At 69.8% G+C, this 23,625-nt stretch carries 17 protein-coding genes; 3 read left to right on the top strand and 14 right to left on the bottom strand.

Translation table 11 applies throughout. The features are described 5' to 3' along the window. Positions 1-144: 144 nt before the first annotated feature. Positions 145-921: a TIGR03936 family radical SAM-associated protein gene (locus ACF1DX_RS02025; protein WP_391789311.1), complete on the bottom strand. Its 777-nt coding sequence runs from the start codon at positions 919-921 to the stop codon at positions 145-147. 104 nt (positions 922-1,025) lie between these two features. Further along, positions 1,026-2,057 (bottom strand): hypothetical protein, encoded by a 1,032-nt coding sequence (locus tag ACF1DX_RS02020; protein WP_391789310.1) that lies wholly within the window; start codon positions 2,055-2,057, stop codon positions 1,026-1,028. Between the two features lie 272 nt (positions 2,058-2,329). Between ACF1DX_RS02020 and ACF1DX_RS02015 the strand changes: the two genes are divergently transcribed. Next, complete coding sequence (locus ACF1DX_RS02015) at positions 2,330-3,145, top strand: DUF2637 domain-containing protein (RefSeq protein WP_391789309.1); 816 nt, start codon at positions 2,330-2,332, stop codon at positions 3,143-3,145. Between the two features lie 198 nt (positions 3,146-3,343). After that, positions 3,344-4,570 (top strand): hypothetical protein, encoded by a 1,227-nt coding sequence (locus ACF1DX_RS02010; RefSeq protein WP_391789308.1) that lies wholly within the window; start codon positions 3,344-3,346, stop codon positions 4,568-4,570. A gap of 163 nt (positions 4,571-4,733) precedes the next feature. Here ACF1DX_RS02010 and ACF1DX_RS02005 read toward each other — a convergent pair whose 3' ends face one another. From ACF1DX_RS02005 to ACF1DX_RS01955, 11 genes are all read right to left on the bottom strand, one after another. Further along, positions 4,734-6,698: a TIGR03960 family B12-binding radical SAM protein gene (locus ACF1DX_RS02005; protein ID WP_391789307.1), complete on the bottom strand. Its 1,965-nt coding sequence runs from the start codon at positions 6,696-6,698 to the stop codon at positions 4,734-4,736. A gap of 64 nt (positions 6,699-6,762) precedes the next feature. Next, on the bottom strand, positions 6,763-8,325 hold the full coding sequence (locus ACF1DX_RS02000) for a CHAD domain-containing protein (protein ID WP_391789306.1): 1,563 nt from the start codon (positions 8,323-8,325) through the stop codon (positions 6,763-6,765). 251 nt (positions 8,326-8,576) lie between these two features. Beyond that, the gene (rodA, locus tag ACF1DX_RS01995; RefSeq protein WP_391789305.1) at positions 8,577-9,779 is read right to left on the bottom strand and encodes a rod shape-determining protein RodA; all 1,203 of its coding nucleotides are present in this window, start codon (positions 9,777-9,779) and stop codon (positions 8,577-8,579) included. Beyond that, positions 9,776-12,067, bottom strand: a complete 2,292-nt coding sequence (gene mrdA / locus ACF1DX_RS01990) for a penicillin-binding protein 2 (RefSeq protein ID WP_391789304.1) — start codon at positions 12,065-12,067, stop codon at positions 9,776-9,778. The genes rodA and mrdA overlap by 4 nt, the downstream gene beginning before the upstream one ends. 115 nt (positions 12,068-12,182) lie before the next feature. Next, positions 12,183-12,851, bottom strand: a complete 669-nt coding sequence (gene mreD / locus ACF1DX_RS01985) for a rod shape-determining protein MreD (protein WP_391789303.1) — start codon at positions 12,849-12,851, stop codon at positions 12,183-12,185. Positions 12,852-12,864: 13 nt separating this feature from the next. Further along, positions 12,865-13,806, bottom strand: coding sequence for a rod shape-determining protein MreC (gene mreC / locus ACF1DX_RS01980; protein WP_391789302.1), 942 nt, complete (start codon positions 13,804-13,806; stop codon positions 12,865-12,867). A 186-nt stretch (positions 13,807-13,992) separates the two neighbouring features. Continuing rightward, positions 13,993-15,012: a rod shape-determining protein gene (locus ACF1DX_RS01975; RefSeq protein WP_004931372.1), complete on the bottom strand. Its 1,020-nt coding sequence runs from the start codon at positions 15,010-15,012 to the stop codon at positions 13,993-13,995. Positions 15,013-15,366: 354 nt separating this feature from the next. Next, positions 15,367-15,780: a nucleoside-diphosphate kinase gene (ndk, locus tag ACF1DX_RS01970; RefSeq protein WP_391789301.1), complete on the bottom strand. Its 414-nt coding sequence runs from the start codon at positions 15,778-15,780 to the stop codon at positions 15,367-15,369. A gap of 65 nt (positions 15,781-15,845) precedes the next feature. Beyond that, positions 15,846-16,196, bottom strand: a complete 351-nt coding sequence (locus tag ACF1DX_RS01965) for a DUF4233 domain-containing protein (RefSeq protein ID WP_391789300.1) — start codon at positions 16,194-16,196, stop codon at positions 15,846-15,848. A 6-nt stretch (positions 16,197-16,202) separates the two neighbouring features. Next, positions 16,203-17,717 carry a bifunctional folylpolyglutamate synthase/dihydrofolate synthase gene (locus tag ACF1DX_RS01960; RefSeq protein ID WP_391789299.1) on the bottom strand — a complete coding sequence of 505 codons (1,515 nt, stop codon included), beginning with the start codon at positions 17,715-17,717 and terminating at the stop codon, positions 16,203-16,205. A gap of 197 nt (positions 17,718-17,914) precedes the next feature. Next, positions 17,915-20,539 carry a valine--tRNA ligase gene (locus tag ACF1DX_RS01955; RefSeq protein ID WP_391789298.1) on the bottom strand — a complete coding sequence of 875 codons (2,625 nt, stop codon included), beginning with the start codon at positions 20,537-20,539 and terminating at the stop codon, positions 17,915-17,917. Positions 20,540-20,676: 137 nt separating this feature from the next. Between ACF1DX_RS01955 and ACF1DX_RS01950 the strand changes: the two genes are divergently transcribed. Further along, positions 20,677-21,621 (top strand): hypothetical protein, encoded by a 945-nt coding sequence (locus ACF1DX_RS01950; protein WP_391789297.1) that lies wholly within the window; start codon positions 20,677-20,679, stop codon positions 21,619-21,621. A gap of 547 nt (positions 21,622-22,168) precedes the next feature. Here the strand turns inward: ACF1DX_RS01950 and clpX are convergent. Next, complete coding sequence (gene clpX / locus ACF1DX_RS01945) at positions 22,169-23,455, bottom strand: ATP-dependent Clp protease ATP-binding subunit ClpX (protein ID WP_391789296.1); 1,287 nt, start codon at positions 23,453-23,455, stop codon at positions 22,169-22,171. Between the last annotated feature and the right edge of the window lie 170 nt (positions 23,456-23,625).

Raw genomic sequence — 23,625 nt, 5'->3', positions numbered from 1 at the left:
GCACTCTGTGTCCTGTCTCGCCGGTTCCGTACACCGAATGCGTACGGCCTGGCGAAAGTCTTGTGGTCGGTGCGCTGCCCGACCCAGGTGGCTCCCGAGTTCGAGGGCGGCGCTTACGACATCCGTCCCTTCGCGGGACCTTCCTTACGCCGGCGCCGTCGCGGCGGCAGTGGCGCCGGCCGGTTGCGGCTCGGTCGCTGCTGCCTCGCGGTCGGGCGCGAGCGGGTCGGTCACCGTGCCGGTCTCTTCATCGAGCAGCCCCTGCGCCAGCCTGGTCACCGCTGCGGGGACCGGCGGCGCCAGGTCGGCCACGGCGCGGAGACCGGACAGGACGTCGTCGGGTCGTACGGCAGGCGTCACGTGCCGAACAACCAGCCGCAGTATCGCACAGGGCCGGCCGGTCGGCCTATCAGGCCGCGACGAGTACGTCTCCGCGCTCTCCAGGCCCACGACCGCCGAGCGGGCGTCGAAGGTGCGGACGCCGTTCTTGGTCCGGCGCTGGACCTCGACGGCCTCGGCCGCGTTGAAGACGTCCACCGCACGGCGGGCGTCCTCGGGGCCGACACCGTCCAGCCGCAGCTCCCACACGGAAGCCGTCAGCCGGTCGGCGAGACCCGGGGTCCGGGCCTCGACCGCCTCGATGATGTCGAGTCCTGCGGGCATCGACTCGTCGAGGAGGACCCGGAGCCGCTCCGGGTCACGCGGCTCGGTGAGCGCGATCTCCAGATACTCCGCCTCACTGCCCGTGCCGGTGGGTGCGGCATTGGCGTACGACACCTTCGGGTGCGGTGTGAACCCCGCCGAGTACGCCATCGGCACCTCGGCGCGGCGCAGCGCACGCTCGAAGGCGCGCTGGAAGTCACGGTGGCTGGTGAACCGGAGGCGGCCGCGCTTGGTGTAGCGCAGTCGGATGCGCTGCACCGCGGGTGCGGGCGGCGGGCCTTCGGGCTGTCGCTTGCCCAGGGGAACTACTCCTTGTGTACGGCGGTCGGACCGAGGCACGTCCCCGCATCGGCGGGGACACTTCACTCGGTCTTCTTTTCTAGAGTACGCGTTACCGCCGCCACAGGTTCCCGCCGGTGCGTGAGCTGCGGTTTCCCCGGTTCCGCGGCCGGTTCGCCGAACAGCGCCCGGCGGAGGTCGGCACGTGCCTGCCGCACCGACGCGCGGGCGGCGGCGAGGGCCTGCCGGCCGGCCCGGCCCACCGCGCGGGCGGCGTTCCCGACGGGCCGCAGCACCGCGTCGCGCACCACGTGCCCCACCGGCGTCAGCACACTCAGGTACACCCAGCGCACCGGCTCCACGAACACCCACCGGAAGAGCCTCCCCAGAAACCGCCCCACGGCGAGGGACATGTACCCGGCGATCCGCCAGCCATGCCCGAGGGCGTCCCCGACCTCCCGCGCGACGACCGCGAGCACACGCCCGACGGGCACCAGCACCCACCGCCACACCGCGAGCGCGGGCAGCACCAGCAGGATCCGGGCGATCCAGTACAGCCCCGCCCCGATCCCGGTGACAGCCGTCGCCACCAGCCACACCAGCCCCTTCCCGCACCAGGCGACCGCCCGCCCCACCGGCACCAGAACCCACCGGTACAACCACAGCGCGGGCACGACGACGAGACACCGCCCCAGCCACATCACGGCCGTCCACGCCCCGGTCCCGATCGGTGTCAGCACACGTGCGTACAGCCATACGGCCCCATGACCGAGAGGAGTCAGCACATGGCGGTAGAACGCGATGGCCGGAAGGACCAGCAGCACTTTCCCGAGCCACGCCAGCCCCTTGCCGGACGGCACCAGGACATACCGCCACAGCCCCACGAACGGCCACACGAACACCGCCCGCCCCACCCACAGCAGCGCCCGCCCGAGAGGCCGCAGCAGCGTGTCGTTCAGGAACCGTCCGGCGACGACCAGCGCGTCCCACACCATCCGCACCGGCACGACCAGCACCAGCGCCACGATCCGCACCGGAACGCGGATCGCCACGACGAGACACCCCTCGCCCGCGGGCGCGGTGGCCGGCGGACCGGCCGGCTTCTCGAGATCCATACCCACGGAGACGCAGGCGCGGCCCGTCCGGATCCCACCCTCACGATGTTGTTTACCTCATATGCTGAACGCCGATCCGACATAAGAATTCCGCGACTTATGTAAAGCGATTTTCCCTACGGCCGTTCACTCATTCGCCACGCATCCAAGCGAAACAGCCACCGTTAGTCGCTATATGACGAAGGCAAGCATGTCCGGGCTCATCAGGTCCGACGGGGGGAATTCATGGAAAACCGGCCTCGCCGCCCACTGGATCGGCGAGGCCGCCTGACATGAATGACGAACGCTACGACCCTCTCGTCTACGCGGAGCCCATGGAATCGCCCGTACCGCACTGGGACCCGGCCGAGGAACTCGCCTATCTGCTCCAGGAAGCCCGCGGCGAGGAAGCCTCCGGCATCACCATGCCCGGCCCCCGCGAGGAGACCTCGGTCACCGCTCCCCCGGCCGGCAGCCCCATGGGCAACCTGCAGGAGATCACGGCGGAACTGCCACCCCTGCGCGCGTCACCTCACGGCCACCGCAAACCCCCGCGCAAACGCCCCGACGCACTGCGCCTCGCCAGCTGCACCATCGCCGCCCTGGCAGCGGTCACCGTGTCGATGGTGAGCGTCTTCAGCGGCGTCGTCACCTACGAACCCCTGCTCCTCGTCACCACGGCCCACAACAGCGGCAGTTCCTCGGCCTGGTGGCCCGTACTGGTCTACGGCCCCTGGCTGGCGGGCTCGCTGTCCATCCTCCGCGCGGCACTGCACCAACGGCGCGCCCTGCACTCGTGGTTCGTCGTCCTCCTCTTCTCACTCGTCGCCATCGCGCTCTGCGTGGCCCAGGCCCCCCGGACACTCACCGACACGGCCGCCGCGGCCCTCCCGGGCGTGGCCGCCCTGGCCTGCTTCCAGCAACTCGTCCGCCAGATCACCCTCACCCGCCCACCCCGCCGCACCTCGGCCCGCCACCGGCTTCGGTCCCCCATGGACCACCCCGCACCGCTCACCGATCCCGGCAAACAGGAACGTTTCCGGGCACCGGCCCGCTCCTACCGGCGTGACACGCCCTCCACCCGGCACCCCGGACAGCACACCCTGTAGGCCCCACCGCCGACGGACCGATGCACCGCCGGCGGCAGAAAACCTCTCAGCGGCCCCCGCCGACGGCGGGGGCCGCGTCATGCCGGGCGAACGGGGAAGGACGACGCCCTCCGTGACGGCCCCTCCGTCCCGTCGAAGGCGATCAAGTCATGCCCCGTACGGAAGCAACCTCCCACGACCCTGCCGGGTCTTACGGGCATGATCAGACACCTTGCCCGTACAGGTGCGGTGCTCACCCTCGCGTCCCTGCTCCTGACCGCCTGCTCCGGCGGCCAGGACACCCCCGCCGGGCACCCCGCCGCCAAGCACCCCGTCTTCGACCAGAAGCTCGGCCTCCAGATCTTCCACGCCCTGCGCCAGACACAGAAGGCGGGCAGCGCCGACTTCGTCCAGACCACGACCTTCACGTCGAAGAAGGGCCGGGCGGTGCAGACCGTCAGCGGGCGGATGGACTTCGGGAAGGGAACGGGCGAGGCGACCACAGAGTGGAACCTGCCGAAGAAGCTCCCCCAGGACACGAAGGACACGCTCCTGGGCACCACCCCGGGCAAGGGCAACGCCGCTACCTCGGCACGCGTCCTCGTCGACTTCCAGCACATCCACTACCGTGCCGGGACGGCGGCGTACTGGCTCCGGTACACGACGGACGACACCGCTCGGGACCTCGGCATCGACAACATCGGCCACCTGCGCGGAACCGAAGGACCCGTGGGCGGCACCCTCCTCGAAGGACTCGGCGCCGCGGAGGCGACATCCCGGCGGACCGACGGCTCCCAGCGCGTCTACGAGGCGGACATGTCCGCCGGCGCAGCCAGGCAACTGTTCCCCGAGGACCTCACGCACGAACTGTCCGTCCCCTTCCCCGGCGGATCCTCCGACACGAGCGCCCCGCTGCCGACGACCGTCTCCGTGGACGGCCGGGGACGCGTCACCCACGTGCGGACCGACCTCTCGACGACCCTGGGGAAGGAGGGCAGCGCGTTCGAGGACATGACCTCCCTGACCATCGACCTCCGGCTCTCCGGGCACGGTGCGTCGAAGCCCGCCGCGAAGCCCGACGGACCTGTCCGGCCGGCCTCCGAGGCGGTCCGCTCCGTCAACGCGGTGAAGCCCGGCGGCTGCGTCGACTTCAGCACGGGCCAGCGGCTCATGGACACCGTCGTGGACGTGCCGTGCTCGGGCGCGCACGACGGCAGGATCTTCGCGCAGAGAACACTCGGCACGGGCCCCTACCCGGGCAGCACGGCCGCCCGGGAGAAAGCCGCCGCCGCCTGCCGCACCGCCTATGGCACCGCCCCCGGGCCATGGGTCTCCGAGGCGGACCGGGCCGGAGAGTACTGGCACATGTGGTCCAAGCGGGAACAATGGGAACAGAGCGGAGGACACGCCAGCTGTTACGTCGTCACCATCAGGGGCGCCGCCTGAAGCAGGTGACGGAAGTCCGCGACCAGGCGACCCGAAGCAGGGCGGCCCGGTCACCCGGGTGAGGAGGGCGAGGCCGTGCTCCGCCGGGCGCGCACGGCACGGCGGCCGCCTCACCCTCCCCCGCCTCCGGGGCCTCGATCACCCGATCGAGGCCCCGCTCACGTCAGTGAACGTGACCGCTCGTCGCCGGCGCGGCGTTCTTGACCGTCAGCGGCAGCAACTTCTTGCCGGTGGGGCCGATCTGGATGGACGTGTCCATTTGAGGACACACGCCGCAGTCGAAGCACGGGGTCCAGCGGCAGTCCTCGACCTCCGTCTCGTCGAGGGCGTCCTGCCAGTCCTCCCAGAGCCAGTCCTTGTCCAGGCCGGAGTCGAGGTGGTCCCAGGGGAGGACCTCCTCGTAGGTGCGCTCGCGGGTGGTGTACCAGTCGACGTCGACACCGAAGGGGGCCAGCGCCTTGTCGGCGCAGTTCATCCAGCGGTCGTACGAGAAGTGCTCGCGCCAGCCGTCGAACCGGCCGCCGTCCTCGTAGACCGCGCGGATGACCGCGCCGATGCGGCGGTCACCGCGCGAGAGCAGGCCCTCGACGATGCCGGGCTTGCCGTCGTGGTAGCGGAAGCCGATCGAGCGGCCGTACTTCTTGTCGCCGCGGATCTTGTCGCGGAGCTTGGTGAGGCGCTCGTCCGTCTGCTCGGCGGAGAGCTGCGGGGCCCACTGGAAGGGGGTGTGCGGCTTGGGGACGAAGCCACCGATGGAGACCGTGCAGCGGATGTCGTTGGAGCCGGAGACCTCGCGGCCCTTGGCGATCACGCGGGTGGCCATGTCGGCGATCTGGAGGACGTCGTCGTCGGTCTCGGTGGGCAGGCCGCACATGAAGTACAGCTTCACCTGGCGCCAGCCGTTGCCGTAGGCGGTGGCGACGGTCCGGATGAGGTCGTCCTCGGAGACCATCTTGTTGATGACCTTGCGGATGCGCTCCGAGCCGCCCTCGGGGGCGAAGGTGAGGCCGGAGCGGCGGCCGTTGCGGGTCAGCTCGTTCGCCAGGTCGATGTTGAAGGCGTCGACGCGGGTGGAGGGGAGGGAGAGGCCGACCTTGTCCTCCTCGTAGCGGTCGGCGAGGCCCTTGGCGATGTCGCCGATCTCCGAGTGGTCGGCGGAGGAGAGGGAGAGCAGACCGACCTCCTCGAAGCCCGTGGCCTTGAGGCCCTTCTCCACCATCTCGCCGATGCCGGTGATCGAGCGCTCCCGGACCGGGCGGGTGATCATGCCGGCCTGGCAGAAACGGCAGCCGCGGGTGCAGCCGCGGAAGATCTCCACGGACATGCGCTCGTGGACGGTCTCGGCGAGCGGGACGAGGGGCTGCTTGGGGTAGGGCCACTCGTCGAGGTCCATCACCGTGTGCTTGGAGACGCGCCACGGGACGCCCGACCTGTTCGGTACGACGCGGGCGATGCGGCCGTCGGGGAGGTACTCGACGTCGTAGAAGCCGGGGACGTACACCCCGCCGGTCTTCGCCAGGCGGAGGAGGAGTTCCTCGCGGCCGCCGGGGCGGCCCTCCTCCTTCCAGGCGCGGATGATCCGCGTGACCTCCAGGACGGCCTGCTCGCCGTCGCCGATGACCGCGCAGTCGATGAAGTCGGCGATCGGCTCGGGGTTGAAGGCGGCGTGGCCGCCGGCCATGACGATCGGGTCGTCCAGCGTCCGGTCCTTGGCCTCCAGGGGGATGCCGGCCAGGTCGAGGGCGGTGAGCATGTTGGTGTAGCCGAGCTCGGTGGAGAAGCTCAGGCCGAACACGTCGAAGGCCTTCACCGGGCGGTGGCTGTCGACCGTGAACTGCGGGACGCGGTGTTCCCGCATCAGCGCTTCCAGGTCCGGCCAGACGCTGTAGGTGCGCTCGGCGAGGACGCCGTCCTGTTCGTTGAGGACCTCGTAGAGGATCATGACGCCCTGGTTGGGCAGTCCGACCTCGTAGGCGTCGGGGTACATGAGCGCCCAGCGGACGTCGCAGCTCTCCCACGGCTTGACCGTGGAGTTGAGCTCTCCGCCGACGTACTGGATCGGCTTCTGCACATGCGGGAGCAGAGCTTCGAGCTGCGGGAACACAGACTCGGCGGCTTCGGCAGGCATCTCGCGAACCTTTGTGTGCTGAGTGGGGTGACCATTCAGCGTAACGCGGCCGGAGGGGTACTCCCTACGTTGTCCAGGGCCGGAGGTCCTCGGTGACCGACGTCCAGGCTTCGGGGAGGGCGGCCTCGGCGCGTTCCGCGCGGTGTTCCTCGCGGGCGTGGAGGACGCCGTAGGTGAAGGCGCTCTCGCCGGCCGCGTGGGCGACGGCGGCGAGCTCGCGGAGGGTCCGGCGGGCCATGACGCTGTCCTGGTGGTCGCCGAGCAGGCCCTGGAGCGCCTTCATGTCCTTGACGAGGCCGTCCGCCGGTTTGCCGAGCGCGGGGGCCGCGGCCTCGGCGGCGTAGCGGGTGCGCTTGGTCTTCTTGCGGGCCTCGTGCAGGGCGACGTCGCGGTCGGTGCCGGGCGGGAGGTCGAGGGCGCGGGTGACGAGGCCGGTCAGTTTGCCGAGGTCCTTGCGTACGGCCTTGGTGAGGGCCTTCTCCGGCTTGGCTTCGGCCTTCTTGCGCAGGGGCGGGTCGGCGAGCAGGGCGTCCAGGGTGTCGAGGAGGGTGAGGTACCGGCGGGAGTCGAGGATGCCGGTGAGGCGGCCGTGGGCTCCGGCGTGGCGGGCCTCGGCCCAGGTGGTGAGCCGGTGGCCGACGGGGCCGGCGACGAGGGCGTCGGGCAGGTCGGCGAGGGAGGAGCGGAGGCGTTCGGCGAGCACCTCCTGGTCGCGGTCCAGGCCCAGCTCGGCGGCCAGCCACTTCAGGTCGGCGCCGAGGGGGTCGGTCGCCTCGCGGGCGAGGACGGCGCGGAAGGTGCTGCGCAGGCGGCGGGTGGCGACTCTCATACGGTGCACGGAGTCGGGGACGTCCTGACGCACGGCGGGGTCGAGCTCGACGAGGGCGTCGCGCTGGGCGCGGACGTAGGCGAGGACGTGGTCGCCGGCGGTGACGGGTTTCCCGGCCGGCCGTGACCTGTGTTTCCGCTTCGGGGCGGCCTCGGGTGCCGTGGCGGGTGTGCGTGGGGCCGTCGTGGCCGTGGTGGTGTCCGGTGCCGTGGCGGCCAGTGCTCTGGCCAGTTTCGAGGCCGAGGCCGAGGGGCGTACGCCGGCCTTGCGCAGGCGTTTGTCGACCTTGTCGAGGAAGGCGGGGTCGCCGTCGTCGGCGAGTTCGACCTCGATCTCGGTCCACCGGGCGGTGCCGCCGGTGCCGGTGAGGCGTTCGGCGTGGACGGTGTCGACGCTGACCTCGGCGAGCAGCCGGCCGTCGGCGTCGACGAGGTGGCGTACGTCGCGGTCGGAGCGCAGCCGGACGACGGGCAGCAGTGCGTGGTCGCGGACGCGGGAGCGGACGAGGGCGGCGAGCTCGTCCGGGAGGGTGTCGGAGAGCGGGGCGCGGATCTCGTCGCGCACTCCGGGGGCGACGGGGAACTTCAGGTGCCAGCCGGCGTCGGAGCCGCCGGTGCGGCGGCGCAGGGTGACGGAGGACGCGGCGAGGCGTGCGTCGGCGGTGTCGTGATAGGTGGCGTCGAGGCTCATGACGCCCTTGTCGAGGACGGTCGCCACGCCGGGAACGCGGGTCAGGTCGGGCAGCCCGCTGTCGTCGGACTCGTACTTTCGCTCGGTCTCGCGCTTGGTGTCCGCCATGAGGTGAATGTATCCGCCACAGGCGAATCCAGTCGTGGGTACGGAGCGGCAGTGGACCGCCGCTCCGCACCCGGGACGGTCAGGGGGTGCCGTCCGGATCCGGCCGGGGTCGCGGGGTCCGGCACGCACTCCCCCGGCGGTGTCGTCGTCACTCGCCGGCTCCCCCTCCGCCTCGCGTCCGCGCGTACCGGATCCGCTCGGCTCGGCCGCGGGCGCCGCGCCCGCGGCCGGCCTGATCCGGACGGCACCCTCTACGCGGACATCGGCCGTTGTATCCGGATGGACTGGAGCAGGCCCACGGCCAGCCAGACGGCGAACATGGAGGAGCCGCCGTAGGAGACGAACGGCAGGGGGAGGCCGGTGACGGGCATGATGCCGAGGGTCATGCCGATGTTCTCGAAGGCCTGGAAGGCGAACCAGGCGACGATGCCCGCGGCGACGATCGTGCCGTACAGGTCGGTGGTGTCGCGGGCGATGCGGCAGGCGCGCCAGAGGATGACGCCGAGCAGGCCGATGATCAGTGCTCCGCCGACGAAGCCGAGTTCCTCACCGGCGACGGTGAAGACGAAGTCGGTCTGCTGTTCGGGCACGAACTGGCCGGTGGTCTGGGAGCCCTGGAAGAGACCGGAGCCGGTCAGCCCGCCGGAGCCGATGGCGATGCGGGCCTGGTTGGTGTTGTAGCCGACGCCGGCGGGATCGAGCTCGGGGTTGGCGAAGGCGGCGAAGCGGTTGATCTGGTACTCGTCGAGGATCCCGAGCTGCCAGACGGTGACCGCGCCGGCCGCGCCGGCACCGATCAGGCCGAAGACCCAGCGGTTGGAGGCGCCGGAGGCGAGCAGCACACCGAGCACGATGATGACCATGACCATGACCGACCCGAGGTCGGGCATGAGCATCACGATCAGCATGGGGACGACGGCCAGTCCGAGGGCCTGGAGGACCGTGCGGTGATCGGGGTAGGGCTTGTCGCCGGCGTCGACGCGGGCGGCGAGCAGCATCGCCATGCCCAGGATGATCGTGATCTTCACGAACTCGGAGGGCTGGAGGGAGAAGCCGCCGGGGAGCTTGATCCAGGAGTGGGCGCCGTTGATGGTGGAGCCCAACGGGGTGAGCACCAGCAGGATCAGGAAGACGGAGGCTCCGTACAGCAGGGGCACGGCCGTGCGCAGGGTGCGGTGGCCGAGCCAGAGGACGCCGATCATCAGGGCCACCCCGATGCCGGTGTTGAGCCAGTGCCGGACCAGGAAGTAGTAGGGGTCGCCCTGGTTGAGTTCGGTGCGGTTGCGGGTGGCCGAGTAGACCAGGAGCGAGCCCAGCAGGGACAGGGCGAGCGCCGAGAACAGTATCGGCCAGTCGAGGCGCCGGGCCAGGGAGTCACGGGCGAAGACCCGTGTCCAGCCGGCCCGCTCCGGTCCGTATCCGGAGACCTGGAAGCTGTTGACTCCGCCGGTCATGACGCTGCCCTCCGGAGTGCCTTTCCGGTGCCGGTGCCGCCGCGGCGTCGCCGGTGGCGGCGGCGGGTCTGGCGGTTGGTGTTCTCCGGTGAGGGGACCGTGCCCGCCTGCTGCGGGCCGGCGGGGTCGTCGCCCTGCGGGGTGGTGGCCTGTGCGTCGGGCGAGGGGGTCGCCCGGTCCTTGGCGGGGTCCTTGGAGATCTTCGGGGAGGTGATGGTGCCGTCCGTGCGGACCTTCGGGAGGCTCTTCTGCGGCGTGGGCAGCAGCGCCTTCTTCTTGTCGATCTCGCCGTCCTCGGAGACGCCGTACAGGGCGTTGTAGATGTTGCGCACGGCGGGGCCCGAGGCGCCGGAGCCCGTACCGCCCTGGGAGATCGTCATGACGATCGAGTAGTCCTTGGTGTACGTGGCGAACCACGAGGTGGTCTGCTTGCCGTAGACCTCGGCGGTACCGGTCTTGGCGTGCATCGGGATCTCGTCCTGCGGCCAGCCCCCGAATCGCCACGCGGCCGTACCGCGGGTGGCGACTCCTTCGAGGGCTTCGTCTATCTGGGCGAGCGTCTTCTTCGACGTGGGCAGCTTGCCGTGCGCCTTGGGCTCGATCTCCGTGACGGTCTTGCCGTCGGGGCTGATGACGGCCTTGCCGACGGTGGGGTCGTAGAGGGTGCCGCCGTTGGAGAGGGCCGCGTAGATGGTGGCCATCTGGATGGGGGTGACGAGCGTGTCGCCCTGGCCGATGGAGTAGTTGACGGAGTCACCCGCGCGCAGCCGGTTGCCTTCGAGGCAGTTCTCGTAGGCGATCTTCTCCGCGTAGGTGCCGTCCTTCTTGCCGTACTTGCACCAGGCGTCCTTGTTGGCCGTCCAGTAGTCCAGCTTCCACTGGCGGTCGGGGACGCGGCCGGTGACCTCGTTGGGCAGGTCGATGCCGGTCTCCTCGCCGAGGCCGAACTGGTGGGCGGTCTTGTAGAACCAGTCGTTGGCGTTCTTCTTCGGCTTGTTGCCGCCGTCGCGCTTCCACTCCTGATGGGCGAGGGCGTAGAAGACGGTGTCGCAGGACACCTCCAGGGCGCGGCCGAGGCTGATCGGGCCGTGGTTCTGGGACTCGAAGTTCTTGAAGACCTGGTTGCCGATGGAGTACGAGCTGGAGCAGTTGTAGGGGCCTTCGAAGGAGTAGCCGGCCTGTATGGCGGCGGCCGTCGGGATGACCTTGAAGATGGAGCCGGGTGCCGACTGGCCCTGGATGGCGCGGTTGAGCAGCGGGTAGTTGGACTTCTTGCCGGTGAGGTCGGCGTAGTCCTTGGCGGAGATGCCGCCGACCCAGGCGTTGGGGTCGTAGGTCGGGTTGGAGGCCATGGCGACGACGCGGCCGGTCTTGGCCTCCATGACGACGACGGCGCCGGAGTCGGCCTCGTAGTTGCGGTTGGTGTTGTGGTCGTGGACCTTGCGGGCGTCCTTCATCGCCTGGTTGAGCTGGTACTCGGCGACGCGCTGGACGCGGGCGTCGATGCTGGTGACGAGGTTGGCGCCGGGCTGGGCGGGGTCGGCCTCGGCCTCGCCGATGACGCGGCCGAGGTTGTCGACCTCGTAGCGGGTGACGCCGGCCTTGCCGCGCAGCTGCTGGTCGTACTGGCGCTCCAGGCCGGAGCGGCCGACCATGTCGGAGCGCAGGTAGGGCGAGCTGGTGTCCTGGGCCTTGGTGATCTCCTCGTCGGTGACGGGCGAGAGGTAGCCGAGGACCTGGGCGGTGTTGGCCTTGCCGGGGCTCGGGTAGCGGCGCAGGGCCTGCGGTTCGGCGGTGATGCCGGGGAAGTCCTCGGCGCGCTCGCGGATCTGCAGGGCCTGTTTGGCGGTGGCCTCGTCGGTGATGGGGATGGGCTGGTACGGCGAGCCGTTCCAGCAGGGCTGGGGGGTCTTGGCGTCGCAGAGGCGGACCTTCCGCCGGACCTCCTCGGCGTCCATGCCGAGGACGCCGGCGAGTTTGGTGAGGACCGCCTTGCCGTCGTCCTTCATCTTCAGCAGGTCGGTGCGGGAGGCGGAGACGACCAGGCGGGTCTCGTTGTCGGCGAGGGGCACTCCGCGGGCGTCCAGGATGGAGCCGCGGACCGCGGGCTGGACGACCTGCTGGACGTGGTTGCCGGAGGCCTCCTTGGCGTACTGGTCGCCCTCGCGGATCTGGAGGTACCACAGGCGCCCGCCGAGGGTGCCGAGGAGGGAGAGGACGAGGACCTGGACGACGACGAGCCGGATCTGGACCCGTGGGCTGCGGCCGGTCTCGGGGATGTTGGTCACGCGGCTTCCTCCTCCCTCGGAGCGCGTACGGCGGTGCGGGTACGAGTGATGAACGGCCGGGCCGTGTGCCCGCGTTCCGCCGCCCGTTCACTCGTTCCGGTGAAGTTCTGCGAGGTCACAGGCGCTTGACCCCCTTGATGCGTCCGGCGCGGGCTCCCCGGGCGCGGGCGGCCTTGACCCGCAGTCCGCCCCGCTGTCCGCCGATGCGCAGTCCGGTGCCGCCGGAGAGCCAGCCGGAGGCGATGTCGCCGGACTTGGCGGGGTTGGTCTCGGCGAGCGGGTCGTTCTCGGCGCGCCGGGCCAGGGCCATGACGCCGGGGACGACGAACGGCGCGAGCAGCAGGTCGTACAGGGCGGCGGTGAACAGCAGTCCGCCGAGGCCGACATGGCGGGCGGCGGTGTCGCCGACGAGGGCGCCGACACCGGCGTAGAGCAGGGTGGAGCCGACGGCGGCGGCGACGACCACGATCATCGGGCCGCTCGCCGACTTCACCTGGCCGCTCTCGGGCTTGACGAGTCCGGCGAGGTAGCCGATGACGCACAGCACGAGGGCGTACCGCCCGGCGGCGTGGTCGGCGGGCGGGGCGAGGTCGGCGAGGAGTCCGGCGGCGAAGCCGATGAGGGCGCCGCCGACATGGCCGTAGACCAGGGCGAGGCCGAGGACGGTGAGCAGCAGCAGGTCGGGGACGGCGCCCGGGAGGTGGAGGCGGGCGAGGACGCTCACCTGGATCACCAGGGCGACGACGATCAGCGAGCTGGAGAGCAGGATCCGGTTGACGCGCATGGGGTGACAGCTCCTACTGCTCTTGCTGGTTGAGGCCGTCGGCGGGGGCGGAGGGCGTGACGGTCACCGTCACGGTCGGCGTGGGGGTCGGCTTCGGCTTCTTGGGCAGCACCGTGTCGCGCGGGTCCTTCTCGGGTGCCTGGACGACGACGCCGACGACGTCGAGCTTGCTGAAGCTGACGAACGGCGTGACGGAGAGGGTGCGGGTGAGGTCGCCGCCGGACGGGTCGACGCGGGAGACGACGCCGACGGGGACGCCGGGCACGAACGGCTTGTCGGCCTGCGAGCCGAAGGTGACCAGGCGGTCGCCCTTCTTGATCTCGGCCTTGCCGTTGAGGAGTTCGACGCGCAGCGGGCGGTCGCCCTGGCCGGAGGCGAAGCCGAGTTCGTCGGTGGACTCCATACGGGTGCCGACGGTGAAGTCGGGGTCGGTGGCGAGCAGCACGGTGGCGGTGTCCGGGCCTACGGTGGTGACACGGCCGACGAGTCCGTCGCCGTTGAGGACGGTCATGTCGCGTTCGATGCCGTCGTCGGCGCCGGCGTCGATGGTGATCGTCCAGGAGAAGCCCTGGGCCGCTCCTATGGCGATGACCTGGGCGCCCTTGATGCCGTACTGGCCCTGGCCGGAGACCTTCAGCAGCTTGTCGAGCTGCTTGAGGCGGCTGCGGCCGCGGTCGTCGCTGCCGAGTTCGGCCTTGAGCGCGGCGTTCTCCCGCTCCAGCTCGGCGAGCCGGTCGTGCCGGTCGCCGGACTCGCGGACGGCGGTGACCGCGTTGCCGATCGGGTCGACCGCGCCGGACACGCCGTTCTCGATCGGGCCGAAGACGGTCGCCGCGGCCTGCCGGGCACCGTCGACCGGTGAATCCTCCCCGCCGCGGATGTCCACCGTGATCAGTGCGAACGCGATGGCGATCAGCAGCACCAGGAGCAGCCGGCTCTCTCGTGTGTCCCTCACGTGCGGCGGCCGTGCCTTCCTCGTCGAGAACGGGTATGAGGTGGGGGGGTCTGTTCAGATGTGTGAAAAGTGTATTGAAGGTGCGTCAACGGCATTTCGAGGCGTTATGGGGGGTTTCGTGCCTCTATATCAACGATCCGCCGTACGGAAGAAGGTCGTCCCGTACGGCGGTGTCGAGGAGGTGTGTCATCTGCGCGGCTGGGCGTCGAGCACCTGCTGAAGCGCCTCGAACTCCTCGACGCACTTGCCGGAACCGAGCGCCACGCTGTCCAGCGGGTCCTCGGCGATGTGGATCGGCATGCCCGTCTCCCGGCGCAGCCGCTCGTCGAGGCCGCGCAGCAGCGCACCGCCGCCGGTCAGAACGATTCCCCGGTCCATGATGTCGCCGGACAGCTCCGGCGGGCACTTGTCGAGGGTCGTCTTGACGGCGTCCACGATGGCGTTGACCGGCTCCTCGATCGCCTTGCGCACTTCGGCGGCGGAGATGACGACGGTCTTCGGCAGTCCGGAGACGAGGTCCCGGCCGCGGATCTCGGTGTGCTCGTCGGCGTCCAGGTCGTACGCCGAACCGATCGTGATCTTGATCTGTTCGGCCGTCCGCTCACCCAGCAGGAGGGAGTACTCCTTCTTGATGTGCTGGATGATCGCGTTGTCCAGCTCGTCGCCCGCGACGCGGATGGACTGGGCGGTGACGATGCCGCCGAGGGAGATGACCGCGACCTCCGTGGTGCCGCCGCCGATGTCCACCACCATGTTGCCGGTGGCCTCGTGGACCGGCAGGCCGGAGCCGATGGCGGCGGCCATGGGCTCCTCGATGATGTGCACCTGACGGGCGCCGGCCTGGGACGACGCCTCGATGACGGCGCGGCGCTCGACGCCAGTGATGCCCGAGGGCACACAGACGACGACCCGCGGACGAGCCAGGTACCGCCGCTTGTGGATCTTCAGGATGAAGTAGCGGAGCATCCGCTCGGTGATCTCGAAGTCGGCGATGACGCCGTCCTTCAGCGGGCGCACGGCGACGATGTTGCCGGGGGTGCGTCCGATCATCTTCTTCGCCTCGGCGCCGACCGCGAGGATGCCACCGGTGTTGGTGTTGATCGCGACGACGGACGGCTCGTTGAGTACGATCCCACGACCCCTGACGTACACCAGCGTGTTGGCGGTCCCGAGGTCGACAGCCATGTCACGGCCGATGAACGACATTGAGTTCCCCATCAGGATTCGACTGGCCTTCCCACGAGCTTTTGAGGGCATCTCAGGTCGGCGAGGTGGGTGCGGTGACGTGAATGCTTCCATCGTAGACGCGCCTTCGCGAGCACCGCGCGAGGGTCTTCGCCATTGTCATCAGATGGCGGACCCCGCTGCTTGTGGAGACGGTCCATCGGGGGCACCCGTTCCCCCGAACGCCACGCATATGCCAGAAAAGGTCCGGGGGCAAAGCCCCCAGACCGTCCGACAGGCGGCCAAACGCGCCGGCCGCCACCGCGATGTGATCGTTATGCGCGGGATTCGCGCACGTCCGGGTGCGCGGGTTACGCGCACGTCCGGGTGCGCGGGTTACGCGCGGCCCGGGAAGAAGATCTTCACCTCGCGCTCGGCGGACTCCTCGGAGTCGGAGGCGTGGATCAGGTTCTCCCGGACGATCACACCGAAGTCGCCGCGGATCGAGCCCGGCGCGGCGGCGATCGGGTCGGTGGGACCGGCCAGTTGGCGCACACCCTCGATGACCCGCTCACCCTCGACGATCATCGCCACGACCGGCCCGGAGGCCATGAACTCCACCAGCGGCTCGTAGAACGGCTTGCCCCTGTGCTCGCCGTAGTGCTGCTCCAGCGTGTCCTGGTCCAGGGTCCGCAGCTCCAGCGCGGTGATCTGCCAGCCGGCCTTGCGCTCGATACGGCTGATGATCTCGCCGGTCAGGCCACGACGTACGGCGTCGGGCTTGAGGAGGACGAGGGTGCGCTGGGTCACGACGGAACTCCTTGTACGGGAAGTGGTGCGGGAGGACGAGATTACCGGGCGTGTCGGGACATCTGTCACGCAGCGTCAGGCCGCTCCGCCTGTGCGGCGAAACGGGCCTTGGCTTCGTCCACCTTTCGCCCGAAGTGCACCGAAGCCCACCACAGCAGCGCGAAGAGCGCGCCCATGAAGAACATCATCGGGACGAAGACACCGGAGGCGATCAGGGCGATCTGCAGCGCCCAGCCGAGGGCCACCCCGCCGGGCCGGGTGACCATCCCGCACAGGAGCACGGACAGGAACATCGCGATACCACAGACCGTCCACACCGTGCCGGTGGACAGGTCCTGGTCCTTCATCGCGACCAGTCCGGCGAAACCGATGATGAAGAACTCGCCGATCAGGGTCGAAGAGCAGAGCGTACGCACGGGATCTCAGCCCCTCCCCAGGAGCAGTCGGGCCTCGCCGACGGTGATGACGGAACCGGTGACGAGCACACCGCCGCCCGCGAACTCGCCCTCCTCCTCGGCCAGCGTGATCGCGGCCTCCAGGGCGTCCGGCAGCCGCGGCTCGACCTGGACGCGGTCCTCGCCGAACACCTCGACGGCGATGCCCGCCAGCTCGTCGGCGTCCATCGCGCGGTGGCTGGAGTTCTGGGTGACGACGACCTCGGCGAAGACCGGCTCGAACGCCTCCAGCAGTCCGCGCACGTTCTTGTCGCCGCTCGCGCCGACCACGCCGATGAGCCGGCTGAACTGGAACGCCTCCCCGATCGCGGCGGCCGCCGCCCGCGCGCCCGCCGGGTTGTGGGCGGCGTCCAGGACGACGGTCGGCGAACGCCGTACGACCTCCAGCCGGCCCGGGGAGGCGACGGCGGCGAACGCCTTGCGCACGGTGTCGATGTCCAGCGTCCGGGCGTGCTGCGCGCCGACGCCGAAGAACGCCTCCACGGCGGCGAGCGCCACGGCCGCGTTGTGCGCCTGGTGTTCACCGTGCAGCGGGAGGTACACCTCGGGGTACTCGCCGCCGAGTCCGCGCAGGGTCACCTGCTGGCCGCCGACGGCGACCTGCCGGGCGACGACCCCGAACTCCAGGCCCTCACGGGCCACCGTCGCGTCCACCTCGACGGCCTTCTTCAGCAGCACCTGCGCGGCGTCCACCGGCTGCTGGGCCATGATCACCGTCGCGTCCCGCTTGACGATGCCGGCCTTCTCGCCGGCGATCTCGGCGGGCGTGGTGCCGAGCCGGTCGGTGTGGTCGAGGTCGATGGGCGTCACCACGGCGACGCCGGCGTCGATCACGTTCGTCGCGTCCCAGCTGCCGCCCATGCCGACCTCGACGACCGCCACGTCCACGGGCGCGTCGGCGAAGGCGGCGTACGCCATGCCGGTCAGCACCTCGAAGAACGACAGCCGGTACTCCTGCGTGGAGTCGACCATCTCGACGTACGGCTTGATGTCCCGGTACGTCTCGATGAACCGCTCGGCGGTCACGGGCGCCCCGTCGAGGCTGATCCGCTCGGTGACCGACTGGACGTGCGGGGAGGTGTAGCGGCCGGTGCGCAGCTCGAAGGCGCCGAGCAGGGCCTCGATCATGCGGGCGGTGGAGGTCTTGCCGTTGGTGCCGGTGATGTGGATCGAGGGGTACGAGCGCTGGGGCTCGCCCAGGACGTCCATCAGCGCGGCGATGCGGGCGACCGAGGGCTCGAGCTTGGTCTCGCCCCAGCGGGTGGCGAGCTCCGCCTCGACCTCGCGCAGGGCCTTGTCGACCTCGGGGTCGGCGGGGCGGGCGGGCACGTCCGCCTGGGGCGGGCCGCCCTGGGTGCGCAGGGTGCGGCTGCCCGCCTCGATCACGGCGAGGTCGGGGTCGCGGGTGGTCTCCGCGTCGACGATCTCGTCGAAGGAGTCGAGAGGGTCTGGCTGATCGTTCTCGCCGGGGATGTCGCTCACGGGGACCAGTCTACGGAGGCCCGCCGACGGGACACCCACGGAGTGGGGCGGCCGGTGTTCCGCGGCGTGTGCGAGTGCGTCATGGCCGGCCGCGCCCACGCGGCGAAGCCGCCCATCGGTACGGCCCCGCGCCCCTGCGTACACGAAGGCTCCCGGTACCGACAGGGCACCGGGAGCCTTCACCGACGTATCGGCGGCTACGCCTGCGGCAGCTTCCCGAGCTGCGCCTGGAGGCGTGCGATGTCCTCCTCCGCCTTGGCCAGACGGCCACGGATCTTGTCGACCACGTGGTCCGGGGCCTTCGACAGGAACGCCTCGTTGCCGAGCTTCGCCGTCGCCTGGGCCTTCTCCTTCTCGGCGGCGGCGAGGTCCTTGGCCAGGCGCTTGCGCTCGGCGGCGACGTCGATCACACCGGACAGGTCCAGCGCGACCTCCACGCCCGCGACCGGCAGGGTAGCCGTCGCGGTGAAGGCGTCGCCCTCCGGCTGGAGGCGCAGCAGCTGCCGGATGGCCGGCTCGTGCGGGGCCAGCGCCGTGCCGTCGAGGGTCAGCCGGGCGGGGACCCGCTGGCCGGGCTGCAGGCCCTGGTCGGCGCGGAAGCGGCGGACCTCGGTGATGACGGACTGCAGCGTCCCGATCTCCCGCTCGGCGTCCGCGTCCCGGAAGCCGCTGTCGGACGGCCACTCGGCGATGACGACCGACTCGCCGCCCATGAGCGTCGTCCACAGCGTCTCGGTGACGAACGGGACGACCGGGTGGAGCAGCTTGAGCGTGACGTCGAGGACCTCGCCGAGGACCCGCTTGCTGACCTCGGCCGGCTCGCCGCCCGCCTGGAACGTCGTCTTGGACAGCTCGACGTACCAGTCGAAGACCTCGTCCCAGGCGAAGTGGAACAGCGCGTCCGACAGCTTGGCGAACTGGTAGTCGTCGTAGTACGCGTCGACCTCGGCGACGACCGAGTTCAGCCGGGACAGGATCCAGCGGTCGGTCGGCGACATCGTCGACGCGTCCGGCAGCGGGCCCTCGACCGTCGCGCCGTTCATCAGCGCGAAGCGCGTGGCGTTCCAGATCTTGTTGGCGAAGTTGCGCGAGCCCTGGACCCAGTCCTCGCCGATCGGCACGTCGACGCCCGGGTTGGCGCCGCGCGCGAGCGTGAAGCGCAGGGCGTCGGAGCCGTACTTGTCCATCCAGTCCAGCGGGTTGACCGCGTTGCCGAAGGACTTCGACATCTTCTTGCCGAACTGGTCGCGGACCATGCCGTGCAGGGCGATGGTGTGGAACGGCGGGGTGCCGTCCATCGCGTACAGGCCGAACATCATCATCCGGGCGACCCAGAAGAAGAGGATGTCGTAGCCGGTGACCAGGACGGAGTTCGGGTAGAACTTCGCGAGCGACTCGGTCTGTTCGGGCCAGCCGAGCGTGGAGAACGGCCACAGGCCCGACGAGAACCAGGTGTCGAGGACGTCGGTGTCCTGGTGCCAGCCCTCACCGGCCGGGGCCTCGTCGTCCGGTCCGACGCAGACGACCTCGCCGCTGGGCCCGTACCAGACCGGGATGCGGTGGCCCCACCACAACTGCCGCGAGATGCACCAGTCGTGGAGGTTGTCGACCCAGTCGAAGTACCGCTTCTCCATCTCCTGCGGATGGATCTTGACCTTGCCCTCGCGGACCGCGTCACCGGCCGCCTTCGCCAGCGGGCCGACCTTGACCCACCACTGCATGGACAGCCGCGGCTCGACGGTGGTCTTGCAGCGCGAGCAGTGGCCGACCGAGTGGACGTAGGGCCGCTTCTCGGCGACGATCCGGCCCTCGGCGCGCAGCGCGGCGACGATGGCGGAGCGGGCCTCCAGCCGGTCCAGGCCCTGGAAGGGGCCGTGGGCGGTGATGACCGCGTGCTCGTCCATCACGGCGATGGACGGCAGGCCGTGCCGCCGGCCGATCTCGAAGTCGTTCGGGTCGTGCGCCGGGGTGACCTTGACGGCACCCGTGCCGAACTCGGGGTCGACGTGCTCGTCCGCGACGACCGGGATGGAACGGTCGGTCAGCGGCAGCTTGACGAGTTTGCCGACGAGGTGCTTGTAGCGCTCGTCCTCGGGGTGGACGGCGACGGCCGTGTCACCGAGCATCGTCTCGGCACGGGTCGTGGCGACGACGATCGTCTCGTCCCCCTCGCCGTACTTCATGGAGACGAGCTCGCCGTCGTCGTCCTGGTAGTCGACCTCGATGTCGGAGATCGCGGTCAGACAGCGCGGGCACCAGTTGATGATGCGCTCGGCGCGGTAGATCAGCTCGTCGTCGTAGAGCCGCTTGAAGATGGTCTGGACGGCCTGGGAGAGGCCCTCGTCCATCGTGAAGCGCTCACGCGACCAGGCGACGCCGTCACCGAGGCGGCGCATCTGACCGGAGATCTGCCCGCCGGACTCGCCCTTCCACTGCCAGACGCGCTCGATGAACGCCTCACGGCCGAGGTCGTGACGGGACTTGCCCTCCTTGGCGAGCTCCCGCTCGACGACGTTCTGCGTGGCGATGCCGGCGTGGTCCATGCCGGGCTGCCACAGCGTCTCGAAGCCCTGCATGCGCTTGCGGCGGGTCAGCGCGTCGATGAGCGTGTGCTCGAACGCGTGCCCGAGGTGCAGGCTGCCGGTGACGTTCGGCGGCGGGATGACGACGGTGTACGGAGGCTTCTCGCTCCCCGCGTCCGCCTCGAAGTAACCGCGCTCCACCCAGCGCTCGTACAGCGGCCCCTCTACATCGGCCGGCGCGTACTGGGTCGGCAGTTCGGTCGTGGGCGCTGGTGGCTCCTGCTGAGCGTTCTCGGTCACGGGGCTCAGTTTAGAGGCGTCACGGGCCTGTCCCGAAACGCGTTTCTCTGTAACGGTGCGACCCCCGGCGGCCTGAACGCGTCACTCCTGAGTCAGGATGTCAGCAACGCATAAGCACCTGGAGGGGGAACCCCGTAATGAGTTACAACCAGCCGGGCCCGTACGGCGGGCAGCCACAACAGCCCGGACCGTACGGCCAGCCGGGTCCTTACGGCCAGCAGCCGCAGGCCCCGCAGCCCGGCTACGGCTACCCCCAGCAGGCCCCGCAGCCCGGGTACGGCTACCCGCAGCAGCCCGGCCAGCCCGGCGTCCCGCCGCAGCAGCCCCCGTACGGCCAGCAGCCGCCCTACGGCCAGCCCCAGTACGGCATGCCGCCCCAGCCCCCCGCCTCCGGTGGCGGCGGCAAGAAGGCCGGGATCATCATCGGCGCGGTGGCGGTCGTCGCGGCGATCGGCGTGGGCGCGTACTTCGTGATCGGCGGGGGCGGCGGGGGCGGCCTGGAGGACGACGGGGCGCACAAGCTGTCGGCGCCGGAAAAGGTACTCAGTGAGTACACCCGCGTCGGCGAAGGCGGCGAGGACTCCAGTTCCGACACGGTGAGCGACCTGGCCAAGGGCGGCATCAAGGACGGCAAGTCCGTCGGCGCCTCCTACTCGACGGCCGACTTCAGCAACTACGACCCGCAGGACCCGACCACGCTGCCCGACCAGTCCGAGCTGCTGACCGCGAAGGGCGTGTCGTTCTTCGGCGCCTACGGCGAGGTCGCCGACCCGGAAGCGGCCCTCGACAAGGTCTTCGCCTCCCTGAAGAAGGAAACGTCGGAGAGCTCGGGCAACGGGCTCATGTCCGAACTGGTCGGGGAGCCGGAGTCGGTCGACATCGACGGCGCGGTGATGAAGTGCCAGGCGGGCAAAGGCACCAACGACCTCACCCAGAAGGAAACGACCAACTGGTTCTGCGCCTGGGCCGACTACAGCACCATTGCGATCGTCTCCCCCGGTGACAACACCAAGGACATCAGCAAGAGCACCGCGGCGGACATGACCACCAAGCTCCGCAACGAGGTCCGCGTCAAGGCCTGACGGCGCGTGCGACGAAGGGGAGTCATCGATCGATGGCTCCCCTTCGTCGCGTATTCATCACGTTCAGCAGCCTGTACCGCGTCTCAGGCTGCTCGACACGCCTGTATCGCGTGATTGTTCCTAACTCCCGAGTTAGTCAGCCCTGCACCGCATATCGGTGCAGTTCCGGGAGATCCCGCATACTGGCAGGCGCCCTTCACCTTCGGGCCGACGAGATAGCCCTTCGAAGCGATATAACTCTCACAGTAGGAAGGTCCATAGGCGCTGGCCGGCGTAGCCGTAACCAGAGGCAGTACTCCTGCGGTTGCTGCTACAGCCAACGCCGTCAATGCACGCTTCAACTTCATGCCGCCCCTCCGGTTTCCATGGGACAAGGTGGTCAACCTTGTCGACAACGAGCAGAACATGTGAGATGCCCATGTCACCAGTGGTACGGACGGGCATGTCCGGATCCATTTGACGATCAGCGAGAAATCGATGGCTTCCGGCACGGTGAACGAATAAGGCACCCCACATGCTTTGATGGGGTGCCATTCGTGTGTCCGAGTTACGCCGTCTTCTGCTCCCCGGAGCCCCGGCCGCGGGCGTCGCGCGGGATCAGGGTCGGGTTGACGTTGGAGAGGACCACGTCGGCCGTGATGACCACGCGGGCGACGTCCTTGCGGGACGGGACCTCGTACATCACGCCCTGGAGGACCTCCTCCATGATGGCGCGCAGGCCGCGGGCGCCGGTCTGGCGGAGGATGGCCTGGTCGGCGATGGCCTCCAGCGCCTCGCGCTCGAAGTCCAGCTCCACGCCGTCGAGTTCGAAGAGGCGCTGGTACTGCTTCACCAACGCGTTGCGCGGCTCGACGAGGATCTGGAGCAGGGCCTCGCGGTCGAGGTTGTGGACGCTCGTGATGACCGGGAGCCGGCCGATGAACTCGGGGATCATGCCGAACTTGACCAGGTCCTCCGGCATGACCTCCTCGAACTGGTCCTTGGCCTCCCGCTCCTGCTTGGAGATGATCGTCGCGCCGAAGCCGATGCCCTTGGCTCCCGCCCGGCCCTCGATGATCTTCTCCAGTCCGGCGAAGGCGCCGCCCACGATGAACAGCACGTTCGTCGTGTCGATCTGGATGAACTCCTGGTGCGGGTGCTTGCGGCCGCCCTGCGGCGGGACGGAGGCCGTGGTGCCCTCCAGGATCTTCAGCAGGGCCTGCTGTACACCCTCACCGCTGACGTCACGGGTGATCGACGGGTTTTCACTCTTGCGGGCGACCTTGTCGATCTCGTCGATGTAGATGATCCCGGTCTCGGCCTTCTTGACGTCGTAGTCGGCCGCCTGGATCAGCTTCAGCAGGATGTTCTCGACGTCCTCGCCGACGTATCCCGCCTCCGTGAGCGCCGTGGCGTCGGCGATCGCGAACGGGACGTTCAGCATGCGGGCGAGGGTCTGGGCCAGCAGGGTCTTGCCGGAGCCGGTGGGGCCCAGCAGGAGGATGTTGGACTTCGCCAGCTCGATGGCGTCCTCGCGGCCCTGCGCGCCGCCGTTCTCGCCGGCCTGGACGCGCTTGTAGTGGTTGTAGACGGCGACGGAGAGGGCCTTCTTGGCCGCCTCCTGCCCCACCACGTACCCCTCGAGGAACTCGTAGATCTCGCGGGGCTTGGGCAGCTCCTCCCAGCGGACCTCACTGGTCTCGGCGAGCTCTTCCTCGATGATCTCGTTGCAGAGATCGATGCACTCGTCGCAGATGTACACACCGGGCCCTGCGATGAGCTTCTTGACCTGCTTCTGGCTCTTGCCGCAGAACGAGCACTTGAGCAGATCGCCGCCGTCACCGATGCGTGCCACGGTGTGCTTCCCCTTCGCCTGGGAGTCGTCTGGACGCGGGCGTCCGGCGGCTCCTGGTGCTGCCTTATGTCCGACGGTACCTTGCCTGGCCCCCCGTTCGGGCCCCCCTTGGCACGGTTCACTTTGACGTGGACCGTGTCAAACCGTGCCAAGGGGCGGCAGACGTCACA

Source organism: Streptomyces sp. NPDC014676 (assembly GCF_043084105.1).
In the GTDB taxonomy this organism is placed as follows: domain Bacteria; phylum Actinomycetota; class Actinomycetes; order Streptomycetales; family Streptomycetaceae; genus Streptomyces.
This window is presented reverse-complemented; position numbering and strand designations above follow the sequence as displayed.

Excerpts from the sequence above, each read along its gene's own strand:
- rodA (WP_391789305.1), bottom strand. The coding sequence starts at position 9,779 with ATGACCGGCGGAGTCAACAGCTTCCAGGTCTCCGGATACGGACCGGAG.
- ACF1DX_RS02015 (WP_391789309.1), top strand. The coding sequence starts at position 2,330 with ATGAATGACGAACGCTACGACCCTCTCGTCTACGCGGAGCCCATGGAA.
- ACF1DX_RS01950 (WP_391789297.1), top strand. The coding sequence starts at position 20,677 with ATGAGTTACAACCAGCCGGGCCCGTACGGCGGGCAGCCACAACAGCCC.
- ACF1DX_RS02020 (WP_391789310.1), bottom strand. The coding sequence starts at position 2,057 with ATGGATCTCGAGAAGCCGGCCGGTCCGCCGGCCACCGCGCCCGCGGGC.
- ACF1DX_RS02000 (WP_391789306.1), bottom strand. The coding sequence starts at position 8,325 with ATGGCGGACACCAAGCGCGAGACCGAGCGAAAGTACGAGTCCGACGAC.
- mreD (WP_391789303.1), bottom strand. The coding sequence starts at position 12,851 with ATGCGCGTCAACCGGATCCTGCTCTCCAGCTCGCTGATCGTCGTCGCC.
- ACF1DX_RS01975 (WP_004931372.1), bottom strand. The coding sequence starts at position 15,012 with ATGTCGTTCATCGGCCGTGACATGGCTGTCGACCTCGGGACCGCCAAC.
- ACF1DX_RS02010 (WP_391789308.1), top strand. The coding sequence starts at position 3,344 with ATGATCAGACACCTTGCCCGTACAGGTGCGGTGCTCACCCTCGCGTCC.
- ACF1DX_RS02005 (WP_391789307.1), bottom strand. The coding sequence starts at position 6,698 with ATGCCTGCCGAAGCCGCCGAGTCTGTGTTCCCGCAGCTCGAAGCTCTG.